Genomic DNA, 442 nt, shown 5'->3' on the forward strand with positions numbered 1-442 from the left:
GCTGGAGCTGCGCAACAAGCAGGGCGACAAGGTCTCGGCCGCGCGCGTGGGCAGCAAGCCGGAGTCGATGGCCTGGGACATCCGGGACCGCGACGGCAGAATGTCCTTCGTCGCGGGCGACACCCCGCACCTGAGCCTGAAGAGCGGCGAGGACTCGATCGAGATCGACCGCAACCACGTCGCGCTCGGCAGCGGAAAGGATCGCCTGGTGATCGTCGGCTCGCACGGCGAGCGCATCGGCACCCTGCTCTACGGCTTCGCGATGCTGGTCAGCGGCCTGCTCGGCCTCTGGCTCTGCCTGCTGCTGACACGCGCCACCTGGCGCGGCCTGGTGCGCTACGTGCGCCGCCAGGCCGAACGCATCACCGAACGACTCGACACCGGCGCGGCCTGACCCGGCGCGCCATCCCCCTCACTCATGCAGTATTTTTTCATCGAGAGG

At 68.8% G+C, this 442-nt stretch carries 1 pseudogene; it reads left to right on the forward strand.

Annotated elements, in window-relative coordinates:
• A pseudogene (locus HWX22_RS31620) lies at positions 1–394 on the forward strand (hypothetical protein); the annotation flags it as partial.
• Positions 395–442: the final 48 nt, after the last annotated feature.

This window comes from Burkholderia sp. BCC1638 (assembly GCF_902833195.1).
Lineage (GTDB): Bacteria > Pseudomonadota > Gammaproteobacteria > Burkholderiales > Burkholderiaceae > Burkholderia > Burkholderia diffusa.